22 protein-coding genes and 1 pseudogene are annotated in these 19,925 nt (G+C 35.9%); 7 read left to right on the forward strand and 16 right to left on the reverse strand.

Annotation, left to right across the window (positions count from 1 at the left end; all coding sequences use genetic code 11):
- Window positions 1-30 precede the first annotated feature (30 nt).
- The 7 genes and pseudogenes from ACK3CR_RS18575 to ACK3CR_RS18605 all read right to left on the reverse strand — a co-directional run bounded on the left by ACK3CR_RS18575 (window position 31) and on the right by ACK3CR_RS18605 (window position 6,070).
- Window positions 31-858: a MetQ/NlpA family ABC transporter substrate-binding protein gene (locus tag ACK3CR_RS18575; protein WP_488975922.1), complete on the reverse strand. Its 828-nt coding sequence runs from the start codon at window positions 856-858 to the stop codon at window positions 31-33.
- A gap of 11 nt (window positions 859-869) precedes the next feature.
- Window positions 870-1,520: a methionine ABC transporter permease gene (locus tag ACK3CR_RS18580; RefSeq protein WP_243518878.1), complete on the reverse strand. Its 651-nt coding sequence runs from the start codon at window positions 1,518-1,520 to the stop codon at window positions 870-872.
- A gap of 3 nt (window positions 1,521-1,523) precedes the next feature.
- Window positions 1,524-2,540, reverse strand: a complete 1,017-nt coding sequence (locus ACK3CR_RS18585) for a methionine ABC transporter ATP-binding protein (RefSeq protein WP_243518876.1) — start codon at window positions 2,538-2,540, stop codon at window positions 1,524-1,526.
- Window positions 2,541-2,620: 80 nt separating this feature from the next.
- Window positions 2,621-3,456, reverse strand: a pseudogene (locus tag ACK3CR_RS18590) (MetQ/NlpA family ABC transporter substrate-binding protein).
- A 121-nt stretch (window positions 3,457-3,577) separates the two neighbouring features.
- Window positions 3,578-4,339: an alpha/beta hydrolase gene (locus ACK3CR_RS18595; protein ID WP_430237208.1), complete on the reverse strand. Its 762-nt coding sequence runs from the start codon at window positions 4,337-4,339 to the stop codon at window positions 3,578-3,580.
- A 61-nt stretch (window positions 4,340-4,400) separates the two neighbouring features.
- Window positions 4,401-4,547 carry a Fur-regulated basic protein FbpA gene (locus tag ACK3CR_RS18600; RefSeq protein WP_111925458.1) on the reverse strand — a complete coding sequence of 49 codons (147 nt, stop codon included), beginning with the start codon at window positions 4,545-4,547 and terminating at the stop codon, window positions 4,401-4,403.
- Between the two features lie 230 nt (window positions 4,548-4,777).
- Window positions 4,778-6,070 (reverse strand): homocysteine synthase, encoded by a 1,293-nt coding sequence (locus ACK3CR_RS18605; RefSeq protein WP_243518873.1) that lies wholly within the window; start codon window positions 6,068-6,070, stop codon window positions 4,778-4,780.
- 333 nt (window positions 6,071-6,403) lie between these two features.
- On the opposite strand from ACK3CR_RS18605, the gene ACK3CR_RS18610 reads away from it, so the two are divergent.
- The gene (locus ACK3CR_RS18610) at window positions 6,404-7,357 is read left to right on the forward strand and encodes an ABC transporter ATP-binding protein (protein ID WP_328122651.1); all 954 of its coding nucleotides are present in this window, start codon (window positions 6,404-6,406) and stop codon (window positions 7,355-7,357) included.
- Between the two features lie 49 nt (window positions 7,358-7,406).
- Here ACK3CR_RS18610 and ACK3CR_RS18615 read toward each other — a convergent pair whose 3' ends face one another.
- Both ACK3CR_RS18615 and ACK3CR_RS18620 read right to left on the reverse strand, forming a co-directional pair.
- Window positions 7,407-7,667 carry a YuzF family protein gene (locus tag ACK3CR_RS18615; protein WP_113753164.1) on the reverse strand — a complete coding sequence of 87 codons (261 nt, stop codon included), beginning with the start codon at window positions 7,665-7,667 and terminating at the stop codon, window positions 7,407-7,409.
- Between the two features lie 145 nt (window positions 7,668-7,812).
- Window positions 7,813-9,255 carry a SulP family inorganic anion transporter gene (locus ACK3CR_RS18620; RefSeq protein ID WP_488975923.1) on the reverse strand — a complete coding sequence of 481 codons (1,443 nt, stop codon included), beginning with the start codon at window positions 9,253-9,255 and terminating at the stop codon, window positions 7,813-7,815.
- Window positions 9,256-9,751: 496 nt separating this feature from the next.
- Here ACK3CR_RS18620 and ACK3CR_RS18625 point away from each other — a divergent pair, with 496 nt between their 5' ends.
- The gene (locus ACK3CR_RS18625; RefSeq protein ID WP_243518865.1) at window positions 9,752-10,861 is read left to right on the forward strand and encodes an AI-2E family transporter; all 1,110 of its coding nucleotides are present in this window, start codon (window positions 9,752-9,754) and stop codon (window positions 10,859-10,861) included.
- A gap of 54 nt (window positions 10,862-10,915) precedes the next feature.
- Complete coding sequence (locus ACK3CR_RS18630; RefSeq protein ID WP_328122650.1) at window positions 10,916-11,185, forward strand: diaminopimelate epimerase; 270 nt, start codon at window positions 10,916-10,918, stop codon at window positions 11,183-11,185.
- Between the two features lie 75 nt (window positions 11,186-11,260).
- Here ACK3CR_RS18630 and ACK3CR_RS18635 read toward each other — a convergent pair whose 3' ends face one another.
- A complete protein-coding gene (locus ACK3CR_RS18635) occupies window positions 11,261-11,584 on the reverse strand; it encodes a hypothetical protein (protein ID WP_064505023.1) in 324 nt (107 codons plus the stop codon).
- A gap of 241 nt (window positions 11,585-11,825) precedes the next feature.
- Entirely contained in the window at window positions 11,826-12,131 is a 306-nt protein-coding gene (locus ACK3CR_RS18640; protein WP_243518859.1) for a hypothetical protein, read from the reverse strand.
- A gap of 238 nt (window positions 12,132-12,369) precedes the next feature.
- On the opposite strand from ACK3CR_RS18640, the gene ACK3CR_RS18645 reads away from it, so the two are divergent.
- From ACK3CR_RS18645 to ACK3CR_RS18655, 3 genes are all read left to right on the forward strand, one after another.
- The gene (locus tag ACK3CR_RS18645; RefSeq protein ID WP_019392161.1) at window positions 12,370-13,005 is read left to right on the forward strand and encodes a YitT family protein; all 636 of its coding nucleotides are present in this window, start codon (window positions 12,370-12,372) and stop codon (window positions 13,003-13,005) included.
- A gap of 305 nt (window positions 13,006-13,310) precedes the next feature.
- Entirely contained in the window at window positions 13,311-13,643 is a 333-nt protein-coding gene (locus ACK3CR_RS18650) for a hypothetical protein (RefSeq protein WP_243518857.1), read from the forward strand.
- Between the two features lie 63 nt (window positions 13,644-13,706).
- A complete protein-coding gene (locus ACK3CR_RS18655) occupies window positions 13,707-14,186 on the forward strand; it encodes a VOC family protein (RefSeq protein ID WP_243518854.1) in 480 nt (159 codons plus the stop codon).
- Window positions 14,187-14,222: 36 nt separating this feature from the next.
- Here the strand turns inward: ACK3CR_RS18655 and ACK3CR_RS18660 are convergent, their stop codons facing one another.
- Window positions 14,223-15,623 carry an anion permease gene (locus tag ACK3CR_RS18660; protein ID WP_243518850.1) on the reverse strand — a complete coding sequence of 467 codons (1,401 nt, stop codon included), beginning with the start codon at window positions 15,621-15,623 and terminating at the stop codon, window positions 14,223-14,225.
- A gap of 521 nt (window positions 15,624-16,144) precedes the next feature.
- Between ACK3CR_RS18660 and ACK3CR_RS18665 the strand changes: the two genes are divergently transcribed.
- Window positions 16,145-16,297, forward strand: coding sequence for a hypothetical protein (locus tag ACK3CR_RS18665; RefSeq protein ID WP_019392156.1), 153 nt, complete (start codon window positions 16,145-16,147; stop codon window positions 16,295-16,297).
- Between the two features lie 49 nt (window positions 16,298-16,346).
- Here the strand turns inward: ACK3CR_RS18665 and ACK3CR_RS18670 are convergent, their stop codons facing one another.
- The 4 genes from ACK3CR_RS18670 to ACK3CR_RS18685 all read right to left on the reverse strand — a co-directional run bounded on the left by ACK3CR_RS18670 (window position 16,347) and on the right by ACK3CR_RS18685 (window position 19,913).
- Window positions 16,347-17,162 (reverse strand): ABC transporter ATP-binding protein, encoded by an 816-nt coding sequence (locus ACK3CR_RS18670; RefSeq protein WP_243518847.1) that lies wholly within the window; start codon window positions 17,160-17,162, stop codon window positions 16,347-16,349.
- 170 nt (window positions 17,163-17,332) lie between these two features.
- Window positions 17,333-18,160, reverse strand: coding sequence for an SDR family oxidoreductase (locus ACK3CR_RS18675; protein ID WP_430237222.1), 828 nt, complete (start codon window positions 18,158-18,160; stop codon window positions 17,333-17,335).
- 21 nt (window positions 18,161-18,181) lie between these two features.
- Entirely contained in the window at window positions 18,182-18,991 is an 810-nt protein-coding gene (locus ACK3CR_RS18680) for a protein phosphatase 2C domain-containing protein (RefSeq protein ID WP_488975924.1), read from the reverse strand.
- Window positions 18,992-19,415: 424 nt separating this feature from the next.
- Complete coding sequence (locus ACK3CR_RS18685) at window positions 19,416-19,913, reverse strand: hypothetical protein (RefSeq protein ID WP_243518839.1); 498 nt, start codon at window positions 19,911-19,913, stop codon at window positions 19,416-19,418.
- Window positions 19,914-19,925 lie beyond the last annotated feature (12 nt).

Genomic DNA, 19,925 nt, shown 5'->3' on the forward strand with positions numbered 1-19,925 from the left:
TTGAGCTTCCCTCCGTCCATTTCTCTTTTCTTAACTTTTGATCTCTTTTAAGGGAATAAAAGCAGGTAAATAGTTTCCATTAAATGTCTTTTCTATATAATCAGCAACTTCGTCACTTTGATAAAGATGAACAAGCTTTTTGTATGTTTCATTATTTTGATCTTCTTTTCTTGCTGCAATAACATTAATATACGGTTTAGCCGTTTTGCTTTCATGAACAAGAGCATCCTTTAATCCTAGTCCTGCTTCAACAGCTACCCCATTATTAATGATAGAAGCGTCAACGTCTTCCATTACGCGCGGCGTAGTTGCTGAGTCAACCGGAATAATTTCTAGGTTTTTAGGATTTTTCTTAATTTTGTCTTCTCCCCCATTTCCATCAAAATCATCTACAACTGTTAGTAAGTTTGCTTCCTGCAGAAGCACTAAAGCTCTTCCCCAGTTCGATTGATCATTAGGTACAGCAATCTTTGCTCCATTTGGAAGCTGTTTTAAATCTTTATATTTATTAGAGTAAAGACCTAGCGGTGCGATAATAGTTGTGCCAATCGGGACAATATCAGTATGATTCTTTTCATTAAACGTATTTAAATACGCAACATGCTGAAACGCATTAACATCAATATCCCCTTCTGAGAGAGCCTGGTTAGGATCCACAGCTGCAGTAAAAGTCACGATATCGATGTTTAATCCTTCTTCTTTTGCTTTTGATTTAATAAACTCCCACGTTTTCAACTCTGAAGTCCGTATGCCTACTTTAATCGTTTGTTCTGAAGTACTCGCCGTCTTTTCTTGACAGCCAATCAAGAATCCCATACACAGCAGGAATGCCACGATCCATCCGAGACCTTTTTTCATCCTTTTTCCTCCTAAGCTCTTCTTAATTTTCGTTCGAAAAAGTGACCTAACATTTGAATGAGTTGCACGAGAACAACTAAAATCACAACAGTTACGACAATTGTAATAGTGCTAAAACGCTGATAGCCGTATGTAATTGCTAAATCGCCTAACCCGCCTCCGCCAACTGCTCCCGCCATTGCCGTTGCACCAACCAAACCAATGGTCACAGTTGTAATACTTAGAACAATAGAGCCGAATGCTTCCGGAAAAAGAAAATGATAAATAATCTGTAAAGGCGTCGCTCCCATCGATTTAGCAGATTCAATAATTCCTTTATCAACTTCTAAGAGCGAATTTTCTACAAGCCTTGACATGTAAGGGCCAATATGAAGAACAAGCGGAACGATAGCTGCAGTAGTGCCAATAGAAGTTCCTACTAGTAATCTAGTAAAAGGAATGATAGCTATTAGTAAAATAATAAAAGGAATAGACCGAAGAATATTCACGATAGGATTTAAAATAGAAAAAATAAACGCATTTTCTAAAATGTGACCTTTCCTTGTTACGACTAATAAAACTCCTAGCGGAATGCCAATGAGCGAGCCGCAAACAAGGGATATACTGACCATATATAAGGTTTCCCATAGTGATTGTAAAATCAATTCTGTACTTACTTCCATTTCCTATCCAACCTCCTTAATGACGATATTTTGGGCTGAAATGTGTTCATAAGCGCGCTGAATTTCATTCACATCTCCTTGAAATTCTACAATTAAATGCCCAAAAGGAACGTTTTGCAATTCTGTAATATTTCCAAATAAAATGTTAATGTGAACAGTAAATGCTTTAGCAATTTCTGATATAATCGGCTGCCCTGTAGACTCTCCTACAAAGCGAATTCTGTAAACGCGACTATCATTTTTCGACTTCAAGTAATCAAACACCTTTTCTGGCACATCATCTTTTATAACAGTTTTCACAAAATTTTCTGTGATAGGGTTTTGGGGATTTGAAAACACATCAATAATTCGTCCTTCTTCAATAAGCTCTCCGTTATGCATTACTCCTACTCTATTACAAATTTGTTTGACAACATCCATTTGATGAGTAATCATGAGAATGGTAATGCCGTATTGCCTATTAATCTGTTTTAGTAACTGTAGAACAGAAAGCGTTGTTTCGGGATCTAAAGCAGATGTTGCTTCATCACACAAAAGGATCGACGGATTTGTTGCAAGCGCTCTCGCAATCCCAACTCGCTGCTTCTGTCCTCCTGATAATTGGTTTGGATAGTGATGGATTTTATCTTCTAACCCTACAAATGTTAGAAGCTCTTTCACTCGTTCTGCAATAAAGGCTTTTGAAGCCTTTATTAAGCGAAGAGGTAAAGCCACATTATCAAAAATAGTCTTAGATTCTAGCAAATTAAAATGTTGAAAAATCATGCCGATGTTTTTCTTCACATCCCGCATTTCTCTTTCTGATAAATGCACTAAGTTTTTTCCATTCACAATAATTTCACCTTTTGTTGGCTGTTCTAATAAGTTTACCGTCCGGATAAGCGTACTTTTACCAGCCCCACTATGACCGATAACCCCAAATATATCTCCTTTTTCAATCGTTAAGTTGATATTGTGCAAAGCTTGAATTTTCCTAGACTTTGTGTAAAAAGTTTTAAAGACATTTCTAAATTGAATCAACACGTTCTCCCCCATTAATAATAAATTTTGTCATGTATCGCTTTAAGTTTCATTTAAGCCTCCTGGCTATTTCTTTTTTCTTAAAAAACGGGCACTACAGCTCCTTTATAATGCTCGTTAATAAACGTTTTAACTTCTTCCGTTGTTAACGCTTTAGCTAGTTTCTGGATAGAATCGTTGGCTTTATTATCCTGACGAGAAACTAAAATATTCACATATGGAGAATGATCATCTTCTATTATTAGGGCATCTTCTTTCGGATTGAGCTTGGCTTCTAGAGCATAATTTGTATTAATAGCTGCTGCATCAGCATCATCTAATGAACGAGGAAGTAGGGGCCCATCAACTTTGATAAACTCTAACTCTTGTGGATTCTTTTTAATATCTTCTAATGTAAATTGTTTATTCTGAGCATCTCCTTTATCGAGTTCGATTATTTGGTTCGCGTCAAACAGCTCTAGCGCGCGTGAGAAATTAACAGGATCGTTCGGAAGAGCAATGCTCGCTCCTTTTTTCAAACTTTTAATTGAGTTCACTTTTTTAGAATATACACCAAAAGGTTCAATATGGATTCCCTCCACTTTAACGAGGTTTAAGCCACTATCTTTATTCGTTTGTTTTAAAAAAGGCGTATGTTGAAAAAAGTTAGCATCAAGCTCTCCATTTGCAGTGTTTTCATTTGTTTGAATTCCATCTGTGATCGTTTGAATATCTAAATTGATTCCTTCCTTCTTAAGCGTTGGCTTTATAAATTCAAGAATTTCTGCGGCGGAGTTGAAGAAGCTCCAATCCTTAGAGTGACGGAATGATTTTGTTGATTTTCTTCTTTTTTTAAAGCTTCACCAGAAGATGATGAACAAGCTGAAAGGATGAACAGGATCAAACTAAAAAAGATAAAAAGGTACTTTTTCTTCATGATTTTCTCTCCCTCTTCTCAATCCTATATTGTTTTATAATTTTTCCCTTTCATTTCAAAAGGTGGGATCTTGCTCTCTAAAATGTTCATCATGTGAGAGATATTGATGATTTAATCAATTTTAGACTGATATTTCTGTTCCTTGTATGTTTTCTTGTATATAAGCATGCGTTTTTCTAACAATTTTGTTTTTATCATTATCCATTGATGCAACATGAAAGGAATCACTTAAAGAAATTGACCTCTTCTTTAACGAACTTATATGTTGCATGATATAGTCAGTATTTTCTGGAGGAACAACGTGATCTTCTAAGGACTTAAAGCTTAAAAGAGGAATCTTTACGTTCCTTAGCTCCTCAACTGTAATTTGGTTCATTAAACGTTGAAGCTGATGAATAGACCGGAGCGGAACTTTACTGTATATTATTTCAACTACACCTTGTTTTTTAATATCAGGCTTACTTTCCTCTATATAGCGAGGAGTTAGTTGATTTCTCAGTAATTCATAACTTGGCACAGATAATGCCGTATTAATAAGGATAAGGCCATCTATTCCTTGGTGTTTATTTGCCAACAAAATAGCAAGCGTCCCTCCCATTGACTGCCCTACTACATAGATGACTGAACAATATCTTTTCAAACGTTTATATCCTTTTTCTAAATCAGAAAACCATTCCTTATGAGTTGCTTTCTCTACATCTTTATAGTGCGTTCCATGCCCTTTTAAACGAGGAGCATAAACCGTATAACCTAGTTGAGCAAATTGTTCTCCTAAGTCTTTTACACTTTGAGGTGTTCCCAGAAATCCATGGGAAAGGAGAAGACCAACTGAGTTACCTTTTATAAAAAAAGACTCTGCACCATCTATAACAGGATATATCAACTTTTCACCTCTTTTATTTTTCGAACAAAAAAGGCCTACTATGTGAATAGTAGGCCTTTGGTTATCCAATTGGCTTTTCGTTATTTAACTGATTATGATATTCGACTTCAAGCTCTGAAACGCTTAGTTCATAAAGATGATACTCACCCTTTTTATAAATACCAAGCTCAAGTAATTGTTGTACTAGGTGTTCTTTATGATTAAACATTCTTTCCCTCCTGACCCTGCTTTGTGATCCTCAAAAAAATGATTAACAAGGTTAATCCAAAGAAGAATAGCACCTTTCCTTTTCCATCTTCTCTCACCGCTTTTTAAAAACAAAAAAGATCCAACCCTTTTTTTGGTCGGACCTTCGTCTGCTCGATCGGTTCCTAAATTTCCTTTAGTATATACTTACTATTCTTATAAGTCAACTCAGTTATAAAACAAAATAAATGGCTAGGATTGACTTGCTCTAAGCGCATCATCTAAATCTTTTAAAATATCATCGATAAATTCTGTTCCAACTGAAAGACGGATAAGTTCTGGAGTGACGCCAGATGATTGTTGTTCTTCTTCTGTAAGCTGCTGATGTGTTGTACTTGCAGGATGAATAATCAGTGACTTTGAATCACCAATATTAGCTAAATGAGAAAAAAGCTGAACAGAATCAATAAGTTTTGTTGCCGCTTTTTGACCTCCTTTAATACCGAACGTCAAGATTGCTCCTTGCCCTTTTGGAAGGTACTTTTTAGCTAACTTGTTCGTCGGATGACTGCTAAGTCCTGGATAGCTGACCCAGTCTACTAGTTCATGACCTTCAAGAAAACTAGCAACTTGAAGAGCGTTCTCACTGTGTCTTTGCAGTCGAAGATGCAACGTCTCTAAACCTTGTAAAAGCAAAAAAGAATTAAAAGGAGAAAGAGCTGAGCCTAAGTCTCTTAGAAGTTGAACACGAGCTTTCGTAATATAAGCCGCTTCACCAGCAGCCTCTGTATATACTAACCCATGATAACTTGGATCAGGGTTTGTTAAGTCTGGAAACTTACCGCTTTTTTCCCAGTCAAATTTCCCACTATCAACAATAATTCCTCCAATTGTTGTTCCGTGACCTCCTATAAACTTTGTTGCAGAATGCACTACAATGTCTGCCCCAAACTCAATCGGTCTAAGAAGATAAGGACTTGGAACTGTATTATCGACAATCAGAGGAATTTTATGTTGGTGAGCAATGGTAGCTACTGCCTCTATATCTAGTACATCTCCTTTTGGATTTCCTACGGTCTCAGCAAAAATAGCCTTCGTTTTCTCTGTTAGCTCCCTCTTAAAATTCTCTGGATTCTCAGGGTTAACAAACTTCACAGTAATCCCAAATTTGGAAAGCGTCGTTGAAAATAAATTATATGTTCCACCGTATAAGCTGCTCGAAGCGACAATTTCATCCCCGGAAGAAGCAATGTTTAAGATGGAAAAAGCGGTTGCAGACTGACCTGATGAAACTCCTAATGCTCCTATGCCTCCTTCAAGGGCTGCCATCCTCTTTTCAAAAACGTCTGTAGTTGGATTAATGATTCTCGTATAAACATATCCTTCTTCACTTAAATCAAACAAACTCGCTGCATGCTCACTATCTTGAAACGAAAATGACGATGTCTGATAAATAGGTACTGCACGTGCAAAAGTAGTGGAATCAATAACTTGCCCTGCATGAATAGCTTTTGTATCTAAGTGTTGATTTTGAAAATTTGTCATCCCTATCCCTCCTGAAAAGCTATTTAATACCTATAAAAACAATCGGAATAATAAACTTTAGTAACTTTGAATAATAATATACAGAAAAGAAAATTTATTTGTCAACCTTTTTTTACTAAACTATGTAAAAATAAACCATAATCTTTTCTCACAAAGAAGCATAGACATTTGACAATTAAGATATTGTGAGGTACCTTCTTTTTAAACCAACTAATTCGATCAGTTTAGATAACTTTAAAGTTCAACCGGTCAACCGGAGGAGATACTGATGAGGATGCCTACCTCTTCACAGTATCTCTTTTTTTATCAAAAATTCCAAAAGGAGGATTTCCTATGCAAGCATCCCCCTCACTTATTGAAATTTATAATATGGAGAAACATTATATTAAAAATAAACTATATAATACTTCTGTCCTACGAGTAGTGGACGGCATCTCTTTATCTATTTCTAAAGGAGAAACCTTCAGTTTGATTGGTGAAAGTGGCTGCGGCAAATCAACACTTGGACGAATTATAGGCAAACTACTTATTCCTACAACTGGAAAAGTCTTATTTGAAGGAAGAGATATTACAAAACTCGTCCGAAAGAAAGATAAAAAATTACAAAAAGATATTCAATATGTAGACAAAGAAGCAAGGTTTAAAGGGAACAAACGCTATACTGTTTTCAAAATGCTAGAGAAAGTTTTAGAAACTCACGAAATGTGTAGCAATACGAACGGACATTGTCTCATTTCCCACTTACTTAATAGCATGGGCTTAGCTCACATAGCTTATTATCCTCTCCAAGAATTAACTCCCGGAGAAAGGCAGCTTGTTAACATTGCTTGTGCATTGATACTACAACCAAAGCTTTTAATCTTAGATGATCCCCTGTCTGGACTCGATTTGTCTGTACAGTCACAGGTTTTAAATACCCTCTCTCATCTAAAAAAGAAAAGAGCAATTACGTATCTTTTTATTTCAGATAATTTAAATGCCAGTTATTACATTAGTGATCAAGTGGCAGTTATGTATAAAGGAAGAATAGTAGAAAAAGGAACCGTATCTCAAATATACGAAGAACCAATCCACCCATACACGCAAGCTCTAATGTCAACAGTACCTTCAATTTATAAGCGTGAAAGAATTGTTTTAAAAGGAGCGCCTCCTAGTTTATCATGTCCTTCCAACGGTTGCCCTTTTTATAAAAGATGCCCTTTTGCTCAAGAAGCTTGTAAATCTAGACAACCTTTACTAAGAGAAATTCGTTCAGGGCAATTTGTAAGTTGTCATTTATACGCGTGAAAGCGCTATTATAAATCTACCCTGACTGAAAAAGTCAGGGTAGACCTTTTCAGTCAGGCATAATCCAAATGATTTGGCAAATGCGCACATAAAAGTCTTTTCCTTTTTCCTCTATAACAACATGATCAGGCTTTACTTTCTTTACTTTTCCTCTGACAGTTCCACGAGCTGTTTCAATAACAACATCTTTTTCATCAAGAGACTGAAGTGCTTCATATACGTATGGATCCACAAGCGTTATAAGCTGTGGTGTCATCTTTAATCTTTCTTCTTCAGACAAATACTCATGTTGATAATCTTCATATGACATCAAAGTCCCTCCTCATTTTTGCATTCTCTGCAGTTTATGAGAGGACAAATTTATAATATGATAAAAAAAGGATCCTTATATAAGGATCCTTTTTTATGAGTTTTGTCACTTTTCGCAACCCAACTATCAACTACAACTACCGTTTTTATAGTTTATGCTGTGGAGCTAATCGTTTCAGAAGGTTTGCGCTTCCTTCATTTAAACCAACGAGCTTCACGTTTGTTTCTTGCTCATGAAATTTTAGAACAACTTTATCAAGAGCTGCTGCTCCTGAGTCATCCCAAATGTGAGCATTTGTTAGATCAATTGTTACTTTTTGAACATCTTCTTTATAGTCGAATGATTTTTGAAAATCTGTAACCGAAACAAAGAAAAGCTGTCCTTCTACATGATAGATCTTCTCTCCATTGTTACCAAAATTCTTTTTGACATGAACTTTAGAAATTTTCCCAGCGAAAAAGATGGCACTTAATATTACACCTATAATTACACCTATTGATAGGTTATGTGTAGCAACAACCGAAATGACGGTTACAACCATCACAATTGAATCTGTAAGCGGCACTTTTGTGAATCCTTTTAATGAACTCCAATCAAATGTACCTATAGATACCATCACCATCACACCAACAAGCGCAGCCATTGGAATCTCAACAACAACGTTACTCAATACGAGAATAAGAAACATAAGGAACATCCCGGCAACAAACGTAGATAAACGTCCGCGCCCACCTGATTTCACGTTAATAACAGACTGTCCAATCATTGCACATCCTGCCATTCCTCCGAAAAAGCCTGTTACAATATTTGCAACACCTTGTCCTTTGCACTCTTGATTTTTATTGCTCTCCGTATCTGTCATGTCATCAACAATTTGAGACGTTAAGAGCGATTCTAATAACCCTACAAGCGCAAGTGCTAATGAATAAGGGAAAATGATTTTCAACGTTTCAAAATTTAACGGAATGTCTGGTATAAAAAAGGCAGGAAGAGAGCTTGTAAGTGTTCCCATGTCTCCGACAGTACGAACATCTGCATGCGTCCATACGGCTACAAGTGTAATCACAATAATTGCAACAAGCGGAGACGGAATTGCTTTAGTAACGCGCGGAAAAAGATAAATAATAGCTAAAGAACCAATAAGCAAAGCATACATTGGCCAAGATTCCCCTTTAAAGTGAGGAAGTTGAGCCATAAAGATAAGTATAGCTAATGCATTCACAAATCCAATCATAACTGAGCGCGGAACAAACTTCATAAAACGAGCCAGTTTTAAAACGCCAAATAGAATTTGAAGCACTCCTGTTAAAATTGTAGCCGCTAATAAATACTGAAAACCGTGGTCAGAAACTAAACTTCCCATTACGAGAGCCATTGCGCCTGTGGCCGCGGAAATCATCCCGGGTCTTCCGCCAAAAATAGAAATAGTGACTGCCATTGTAAAAGATGCATACAGTCCTACCATAGGATCAACGCCTGCAATAATGGAGAAGGAAATAGCTTCTGGTATCAAAGCGAGAGCTACAACAATGCCAGCTAACACATCTCCTCGAATATTTCCAAACCATTGTTTACGTAGTGTGTTCATGCTAACACTCCTTTATCAATATTCAGTTGTAGTTGTAGTGACTTTCCTCTTCTGAAAAGTCGGGGCCGACAAAAACATTGTAATCATACCATATATGAGAAAAGATGAAAATAGAATTTTATTCTCTTTTTAAGAAAACAGTTGTAATAGGGGCTATAAAAAAACAGAAAAGAGGTACTAGGCCTCTTTTCTGTTTGCGTTGTTTACAAAATAAAATACTCAACTACATGCATGTAATCTGCACATAAATGAGTATTGTTAGTGGTTTGTTTTATTATATACTTATTGTGATAAAATATTCAATATTTTTATTTTTCTAACAACTTTTTCTTCTTTCGTTTTTCTGTGTTTCTTTCTAAAAAAAGGTATAATAGAGAGTAGTAAAATTTCTTACTGTACGATAAACATGTTCAATATTGACGCTATTTATGGAAAATGGTAAATTTTCGAGTAGTAAGAGGTAGCCCTTTTATTTTTTGTGATTGGAGGAAAGAGTTTGTTTAAGTCAAAGCTTCATTTTTGGACGTTTGAATTACTGATGATTGCTGTTTTAATTTTTGTTTGTACAAAAATTTCATTCATCTTTAATCCCATCGTCATTTTTGTATCCACTTTATTTTTTCCTGTTCTTGTTTCAGGATTTTTGTATTTTTTATTTCGCCCTATCGTGCATTTTTTACAAAAACTTAAATTTCCAAAAGCGCTTGCCATTTTAGCTCTTTATGTTTTATTTATCGGTGTGATTACATTAGTTAGCTCACTTATTGGCCCTTCTCTTTCAAGTCAGGTGAATGATCTAGTGGACAATATGCCGAAATACATAAACCAAGCGCAAGGATTCATCAATGAGTTATCCAATTCAAAAGCATTTAAATGGGTAGTTGAACAAGATTATGTATCAATTGAAAAAATTCAAAACACGGTCTTGAATGTAGGATCATCACTTCCTGAACATTTATCAAACAGTTTTTCAACTATTTTTAGTGTATTAACAAATGTAACGCTTACTGTTGTTACCGTTCCTTTTATTCTGTACTACATGCTTAGCGATGGTGATAAATTTCCAAAAGCATTGATGAATTTTGTTCCGGCAAGCTATCGTGGTGAAGGATTAAAAATCTTAAAAGATACAAACCAAACACTTGCAACATATATTCAAGGACAAATGATTGTTTGTTTGTTCGTTGGGCTTGCAACCTTTATTGGTTACTTAATTATCGGTCTTCCTTACGCTATTATTCTTGGGATTATTGCCGCACTTACAAACATCATCCCATATGTAGGACCGTTCATTGGTATTGCTCCTGCTCTTATTGTCGCCCTTTTGGATTCCCCATCAAAAGCGATTTTAGTGATCATCGTAGTCGTTATTGTTCAACAAATTGATGGAAACGTCATTTCTCCTCTTGTAATTGGGAAGAAACTTGACACACACCCTCTTACAATTATCATTTTACTACTTGTAGCTGGAAACTTAGCAGGTATCCTCGGCATGATTTTAGCTGTACCTGTTTATGCGGTTTGTAAAACTGTTGTTTTAAATCTTGTTCGTTTTATTAAACTGCGTTCAAAGAACAACGAAACACCGCCGCCAGAGGCAACTTAAAGGCTCTCTTCAAAAGAAGGGAGCTTTTCTTCTATAGAAAAGGAGGAAATCACAATGGAATATATCTTTAAATTTAAACTTACAGACGTTTATCCCCGTACTGTTGACTCTTTAGGAACAAAGGAAGTAGCTGTTTCTTCTACAGTTAAAACAGAAAAAGACAAGCTCTTATTTCAAGGAAATATCCGCGTTCGGTTTAACGAGTTTGGTATTTTCCCGGACGCTAGGGACATTGCTAAAGCTGTAGAGGAAACAACGATAAGAAAACAGCTGACGTTTGAGCTTAAACGATATGTTAAACCACACCGAAAGTTTCTTGTTTAAAAGCAAGCTATCTTGTGAATTTTTTCTCTTGCCATTTCCACCGAAATAATTTCTTCCTAAAAAAAAGACCACTGCTTAAGGCAATGGTTTCCAGTCAGGATTTTTCTCTTTTAATGTATGGCGGCTTGGTTTAAGTGGAGACAGCTTGTACTCAGCCGCTAATTTTTTTTCGTTTTTCATTCCATCCATCAATCCGAGAAACAAACCAAATCCAAACATTGCCATTGCAGCTCCCATAATTCCTAATCCGAGCATTGTAAGAATATGATCTTTGTTGTAATCGCTTGCAATAAAGCTTAAACCAAAGACAATTACCCCCACAAAAAGTTCTCCAGAAGCGATCAATTTACACATTTCCGTCATTTCGTTTGTTTGGCCTTTTCCTCTTTTTAATCTCACGAAAATCAGCTCCTTTTTTTAAAATTACCATATTATTGAACAGGTTTCAATAAAAAGTTCATATTTTAGACACATAAATTTCACAATTTGTTCACTTATTAACATTGACAAATACCGATAGTTTATTCATTAAATGTCGAAAAAACACAAATTGTTCCTTTTTTACTCGTTTTTCCGCTTTTCCCCATTATAAAAAAGCAAGCATTTCTGCTTGCCTTTCCTCACTTCTATATGTAAACCTCTACATAACTTGAGTTTTACGACGAGAGCGAATTGCTGCTACAAATAAAACTAAAGCACTTATAATATGCATAACCATTCCAACAACAGGGATTAATGCTACAACAGAAGTGATAATTCCAAAAATACTTCCATACTTGTTTTCATTATCTCTTACAGATAAAAGAAGAGTAATTAAATGAACAATTCCCATAAACAGCAGTGGAGCCCATCCGTTTGCAAGAACAAAGAGTCCTCCTAAAAAAGGAATACCAAGCAATGCCTCACATATACCTGTAATCCATTTCATTATTGTTGAACTTTTCATTTTTCTTTCCTCCTTTCCTTTATAAAATATGTGTTCTCTTATAGAGATATCTCTCTTTATGCCCTTTTTCCAAGATATTTAAACTATATGTCAAGAAACATAACAAAATATTCAGAAAATTACACTTTTCTTTCTAAATTCACTATTTCTTTGTCATATTATCTAACAAAGTTGTTTTCTTCTATTCTTGACTATCTTATACTGATAAAGTAAATCAAGAAAGTAAAGGAGTATAAGTATGGAAAGCATAAAACGTTGGGTCTCCATTATAATTGGCTGCATAGCCGTTTCTCTCGGAATTAACTTGTTAACTTCTTCACATCTTGTCATGGGGGGAACTGCTGGACTTGGTATGGTTTTACACCCTTTAACAGGACTTTCATTCGGTATCTTATTTTTTATTATTAACTTGCCGTTCTATTTTATGGCTATTACTCAAATTGGTGTGCTGTTTACCATTCGAAGCTTTGTCAGCGTAACTCTTCTTTCTTTTCTTTCTGACTTCTTCTCTGAATGGCTTCCTATTTCACTTCCTCACCCTCTTCTATCCTCGCCTCTTGCAGGAATTCTTATTGGGATTGGGCTAATTTTCCTCTTCCGAAACGGCTCATCGCTTGGCGGTATTAACATGCTATGTGTATATCTTGATAAAAAATACGGTATTAATCCAGGAAAAACGATGTTTACAACAGATCTCATGATTCTTTGTGGGGCAATCTTTGTATTTGGAATTGTTCATGTTCTCTATTCTTTTATTGCTATTTTCATGATGAGTGCAGTACTTGGACGTTATCATAAACGCTCACCAATTGAAAAGAATCATGTGTCAGAACAAGAGGAAGATTTCTCTCCCTTATCTGAAAACTCCTTATAAACGATAAAAGCCCTTCATTACGAAGGGTTTTTATGATTCTACCGCATATTTTTTATTAATAATGTCCCAACAATCTTCACAATATCGGTTTTCTTTTGTTTGTTTATGTGGCTTCTTTTCTAGTTTACATACGTTGCAACGTTCCTTCATGTTTTGTCCTCCTGTTAGTGATGTAACATCAGTATAGCTGTTTTTCAAAAATTCTATTCAAAATTGCTTCCTAAACCGAAAAAGTTGTCCTAAATAAACATAAATGAATGCTTTCTCTACTATAATTTTAAAAAAGCTAGAGGAGGAAATAGAAGATGATGCTATTTGATATAAAACATAAACTTTATTATGAAGCAATCAATACCTCTAGACCGCTTATGTCACTTTCTCATCAAGGACGAACATGGGGGTATGTTCCTAAATTACTAAACGGAAAGAAAGCGAAGTTTTGGGTAGATTATACTCATGGTCGCTATATGTACTTTGAACATGATCAAAAATGGTATAGAGTACGTTATCTGCAATCTAATTACAAAAAACAAAATCATGATATTTTCAACGGAGTTCTTATTGATTTGCTTACTGAAGGCGAAGAACTTAAGCTTTTAAAAGGAAAAATTGAGAAGGACAAGCGTCTGTTAATTTAATCTACTCCTCGTGTTTATCATCCTCCCAAAAAGGCAACAAGATAAGAAACAGGAGGTAATATTATGGTTGCTATTACACACATTGGTTTAGCTGTATCAGATTTAGATAAAGCCATTTCATGGTATAAAGACATATTGGGCTTTGAGCTTATTGCAGGGCCTTACACAATGAAAGCAAAACCTGGAGAAAAAGGTGATCTAGGGCAAGATTTATTTGGTGCTGAAGTTACGCATAAACGAAATGCTCATCTTAGTGCTATAAATGGAGTGGGCATTGAGCTTTTTGAATTCAAGCATCCAAAAACAGAAGGAACGCCCCCTCCGCCATGGACGCCTGGTTTTTTTCATATTTGTGTGATTCATAAAAACGTTGATGAACTAGCAGACAAAATTGTAAAAACAGGCGGAGAGCGCGTAAGTAAGACGTGGCAGCTTCAAGAGAACAAACCTTATTATATGGTATATTGTAAAGACCCGTTCGGAAATATGATTGAAATATACTCGAGAAGCACGGAACAAATCTATGCAAATAAAGAAGAATAAGCCGCTTGCTATAGCAAGCGGCTTATTCTTCTTTTCTTACCATAGCCCAAGGATTTTCCACCATAGACCACCAATAATAACCCAAATAATGAGATGAACAATTGAAATGATAAAACCAATTGACCACCATTTATTTTGCGGAATATAACCTGCCCCAAATAATACAGGTGCAGGTCCTACACCATAGTGAGTTGTTGCTCCAAATAAACCGGCAATGAAAGCAAGCAATAAGGCTGCAAGCATTGCTGGAGCCCCGGCAGCGAGAACAACTGATAAAAAGGCTGCATACATCGCACTAACGTGAGCTGTCCCACTTGCGAAAAAGTAGTGTGAGTAATAATAAATAATAGCAAGTATAATAAGCGCTAAGATCCAAGAATATCCACTAACAACGTTGCTCATCACATCACTGAACCACGGAATAAGACCAAGCTCATTTAAATAGGTTGCAAGCGTTACAAGAGCCGCAAACCAAACAAGCGTGTCCCATGCTGCTTTCTCATTTTTAATATCGTCCCAAGATAATACGCCTGTGAGTAATAAAACAGATAAACCAATAAGAGCTGTTGTTGTTGATGCAATATTGAAAGACTCTCCAAAAATCCATAGGATCAGAACAAGAAAGAAAACGCCGATCATAAACTTTTCTTCCTTCTTCATCGGCCCCATTTCGGCAAGCTTTCCTTCTGCAATAGAAGCAGCTTCCGGGGTTTCTTTTACTTCCGGTGGATAAATTTTATAAATTAACAGTGGAATTACAATCAAACTAATAATTCCAGGAACAAAGGCTGCAACGGCCCAACCTGTCCACGTAATGTTAACACCTGCTACATCATGCGCAAGTTTTGCTGAAAGTGGATTAGGTGCGAAGGCTGTTAAGAACATTGTGGAGGTAATTAAGTTTCCTTGAAATCCAACCTTTAAAAGAAATGCTCCCATTTTACGCTCTGTTCCATCATTTGGTCTTGAGCCAAATGTCTCTGACAAAGCTGCAATGATTGGATAAATAATTCCTCCTGCACGTGCTGTATTACTTGGAATAGCGGGCGCAAGCAATAAATCACTAACAAGGAGTGAGTACGACAGGCCAAGCGTCTTTTTTCCAAATCGCTTCACAAACAAGTAAGCAATACGTGTGCCAAGACCTGTTTTAATAAAGCCGCGTGAAATGAAAAAGGCAATCACAATTAGCCAAATTGTTGTATTGGCAAATCCACTTAATGTTTGGTCAATTGTTAAAACACCTGTCACTGCAACGACAGCTAAGCTCAAAATAGCAAGCGATCCCATCGGCAATGGTTTAAGAATAAAACCAATAATTGTAGCAACAAAAATGGCTAGTAAATGCCAAGCTTTCGGATCTACCCCACTAGGTTCTGGAATAAACCATATAAGGACTCCTACTGCTATTGTAATGAGAAAAGGAACAACTTTCACGTCAGGTCACCTTCATTTCGAGGTGAACGACTATGTAAGGACATCATGTTAAACATCTTCTTTCTATAATATTTTATTCTCTTTTCTTTTACTATCCCACGTTTTTATTCTTTTAAATATCAAGTAAGAGAAAAAGAAAATATGTCCAGTACAAGTCTACTCCAATTGTAAAAGTGAAAAAAGGCAGAATGCAGTTATTTTAGTTATATAAGAAATTCATTAGTTTCATTATAAAATAAGCGAAAGCCACGCTCTTATTCAAGAAACGTGGCTTTTGAACACCATCTCCAAAAGATGATTACTACCTAGTATAAATCATTTTTATTCAGAAACAAAATCCAGAAGATATTTTTAACAATTTATCATGAAAAAAGCCCCAAACTCCTCTTTTTTAAGGTGACTTTACGACTAATAATTAAACCCTTTTAAGAAACTAAAAATATTCCCTTTTTATCATTTTTTGTAACAACTCCTAATATCATCCTTTTATTGATATTATTAATTTGAGGGGGTATCTAATTATGGAGCGAATAGATGAGCTAGAGATTTTAATTAATTCAACGCGACAACAGCTAGAATTTTATCAGCAGTTCTACGGACCTCATAATCCAAAAACAAACCGATTGGAAGAGCAGCTCAATATCCTATTAGAACTTCAAGAAGAACATCGCTAACTTTTATATCTTCTCAACATGCAAAAAAGGCGGATAGAATCCGCCTTTTTTAGACTGCAGCAGGTGTTTTAGCACCAATTGCTGGCATCAAGTCATATGTTAAGCATACGGGCTTGTTTGTTCTTGGATCACGCACAATCTCCGCATCAATTCCAAAAACCTTTCCTAATACTTCAGGGGTCATCACTTCATCAGGCGTTCCTTTACATACAACTTCTCCACTGTTTACAGCAATCATATAATCAGCAAATCGAGCTGCATGGTTAAGATCATGAATAACCATTGCAATTGTTCTGTTCTCCTGTTGATTAAGCGTTTGAAGAAGCTGCAAAATCTCTAATTGATGTGCTAAGTCTAAATAAGTAGTTGGCTCATCAAGCAAAAGCAAATCTGTTTCTTGCGCAAGAACCATAGCAATCCAAACACGCTGACGTTGCCCACCTGATAAAGCTTCCAGAGGGCGGTCTTTAAACTCTAACATCCCTGTTACTTCAAGAGCCCAATAAATAATATTTTTATCGCTTTCCTTCAATTTTCCGAATCCTTTTTGGTGTGGAAAACGTCCATATGAAACAAGTTCAGCTACTGTTAAGCCACCTGGAGATTCTGGAATTTGGGGTAAAATTGCCATCTTTTTCGCAATCTCCTTTGTAGATTGCTTTTGAATAGCTTTACCATCTAAGTAAATATCGCCTGACGTTGGTTTTAAAATACGTGACATTGTTTTTAAAATTGTTGATTTTCCGCATCCGTTTGGTCCAATAATTGTGGTGATTTTTCCTTTTGGGATTTCCACTGTTAAGTCGCTTACAATTTTACGATCTCCGTAAGAAATAGACAGCTCTTTCGTTTCCATAATAGACATATCCCGTTCCACCTCTTCTTTCATCCTAAAGTTTTCTATTAACACGTTATTATTTTTATATACACGCTTAAATTTTTGATTGATTTTTATTCTCATTGATAATTATAATCATTATCATCACTTCGGACAATACTTTTTCAAAAAAATGAGTACTTCCCTACAAAAAAGACTCATTTTAACTGCTTTAATACAATCTTTTCCCACCACTTCCAAGGGAGTATTGTTTTCGCAAAAAGGTTCAACTTTACTCCTTTGCCAACAGCATAGCGAAGTGATGGAGAGCGATGATTAGCGATTTTCGCTACTAGATCAGCTATTTCCCCCCGATCTCCTAAACGATCTTTTCCGCCTTCAATGTAATTTTCAATTTTCTTCATTTGTGCCACGTATGCAGACTGTTCTCTTTTTGCGACCTTTTTTCCTTTTGTCCATATGTTTGTATTATATGATCCTGGCTCTATTAGCACCACATAAACACCAAATGGTCTCATTTCAAGGCGCAAACTTTCACTAAATCCTTCAAGCGCAAACTTTGAAGAGGAATAAGGAGAAAGGCCTGGAAATCCTATTTTCCCACTTATGCTACTAATATTAATAATAGTGCCTTTTCGATTTTGTCGCATAATTGGTAAAACAAGATTTGTAAGAGCGATGACTCCAAACACATTTGTATCAAACTGTTGTTTAAAATCTGCTAACTCGCAGTCTTCAACAAATCCGCCTCCTGCATATCCTGCATTATTAACAAGCACATCCACTTCATCTATTTGTGCTAGTTCTTCGCGAAAAGCTGCAAGTGATGCTTCACTCGTTACATCAAGTTCTTTTACAGTAATATATTGCTTAACTTGGAGCTGTTCAGCTTCCTCGAGCAAGTCTTTTCCTTTTGCAATATTCCTCATTGTTGCATATACATAGAACCCTTCTTGTGCAAGCCTTAAACAAACCGCATAGCCAAATCCGCTTGAAGATCCTGTTACGATTGCATATCGAGCCATTGTTACTCCCCCTCTTCTACCTTAAAACTGAAGCAAGATACCTGTCTTATCATCTGAGTGTAGGTTATTTTCACTCTCTAACTTCGCCAACTTGTATGCATAGCGTTCTAATCCTCCGGAACGAATATGTTGATATGTAGTTTCTAAACTTTCTGATGGATGAAAAAATCCATCGCTTACGAGTAATAAGCAGCTAACCTCATTTTTTTGAATCTCTCCATACTGAATATACTTTCTTACTTCTTCTTCTCCATTTGCAACAGAATAGCCATTAGGGGTGTTCGCTAGTGTTCGGTTATAACGTAAAGAATATAGAGAGTTTTTTTGGTAAAAATCTTCATCGTTGTTCTCTTTTCCTCTTAAACGCTCCATTTCTCTTTTTTGTTTTGCACGAAATCCTATCCCTTTTACCGTATCTTTCGTGAGAACAGTAACTTTGCCTTCTTTATTTTCCATTACAATCATTGAATCACCAAGCTGTGCAAACTGAATTTTCTCTTTTTCCAACTTTATTAAGGCTACGCATGTTGACCAAAGTTCTTCTTTTTTATGAATTAAGATATGATGACTTTTCATCATCTCTAATAACTTTTTATTTGCTTTAACAACGGATTCTAACAAACTCTCCTCTTGTCTCACCTCTTCAGTAAAATATGTTTGAAAGCAACGAGAAGCTAGATATGCTCCATTTTGTCCTTTGCTATTTTGAAAAGGAGTGACAGGTGTTGCTCCATCAAAGACCCCATAAATGTTTTGTTTTTCATTTATAACATAAGCATCTTCACTTACTGTCTTGCTTGGAGAACATAAATATACAGTATCCAATTTCATCCTCATCTCTCCTTTTTTCCTTCTCTTATTCTTTCATTATATCAAGTTTTCCTCACAAAAAAGCTGCCCTCTTCATTATGAAGACTAGCAGCGGACTTATCCTCTATTTTATTAACGTTTTTCTTTTTGTATCATAGAAGTTGCCAAAAGTAAAAGGTAGCGTTCGTCCGTTGTTAGTCTTAACCAATGCTTTACTTTGTATTTCATTTGTCTCCCTCCCTTTTTTAACGTTTCTTGTAGCACGTCACTTTATGATATAAATGTATTCCCCGCTATCTTCGCTTCACAAACGTCCCCAACCTATAAATCGTTTGACAATATTTTATGAAATAAGATATATTTCTATCTTTTATATAAGGACAAACTGGTTTTCCCACGAAATGTTGAAAACTAACAAAATCATTACAGAAAAAAAGCAGAAGACCTAATAAAACTGGCCTTCTACTTTTCCTCCTTCTATTTCTCTGTAAATATCTCTCTTTCTACGTCTTCCATATGTTTTAATTCTTGAAAGGGTCGTTTCTTCCTTTTGCTTCTCTTCGTAACGCGCTTCAAAAACTTCTTCCCAATTTCGTGAAAGATTCATCTGTTCATACCAACTTTGAAAAAGTTCAAGAGGCAGTTGAACAGTATTTAAGTCTGCTTGCACAACTTCAAGTGGTGTATAGTGTTGAGCAATATGTACGTACCATTGCCATCCTATATTTTGCGCCACTTGAAAAGCTGTTGCTTCTTCTTTTATTTTCTGATCTCGTAAATCTTCTATGTATGAGTGCTCTTCATATTTATAATATTTAATGACAAATTTATCACACCAATAAACGAGATCTTGGTGAGTAAACTGGTTTTTCTTTTCACAAATCATTTCTAATAAAAATCGTAAGCTTTGAGCATTATAATCTAACGTAATTCTGTTTCCCACCGCTGTACACCT

It is taken from the genome of Priestia sp. TRM10 (genome assembly GCF_057808375.1).